The organism is Pseudoalteromonas sp. S3178 (assembly GCF_005886985.1).
In the GTDB taxonomy this organism is placed as follows: Bacteria; Pseudomonadota; Gammaproteobacteria; order Enterobacterales; family Alteromonadaceae; genus Pseudoalteromonas; species Pseudoalteromonas carrageenovora.
This window is the reverse complement of record NZ_PNCW01000649.1, coordinates 1-239: the sequence shown is the minus strand read 5'-3', so window position 1 is coordinate 239 and position 239 is coordinate 1. Positions and strand designations below refer to the sequence as shown.

General features: G+C 38.9%; 1 pseudogene. It reads left to right on the top strand.

The window, feature by feature from the left end:
* Nucleotides 1-239: pseudogene (locus tag CWC11_RS22605) on the top strand (ABC transporter substrate-binding protein); the annotation flags it as partial.

Genomic DNA, 239 nt, shown 5'->3' with positions numbered 1-239 from the left:
CCTCATTAATTATCCCGGTGGTGCCGAAGAAAGCCTAAAGCTTTTAGAAAAATATGGGATCAATCATATTACTTTAGAAGAAACGATTTCTGGTCCTGAAAGGCTCGCAATAGGTAATCCAAAAGAACACTATAAGTATTGGCTTGGGGAAGTGCATCATGATAATGACCAAGCTGGTTATGATCTGGCAAAGAAACTATACCAACAGGCTAAAACTAACGGTCATGAGACAATTTACC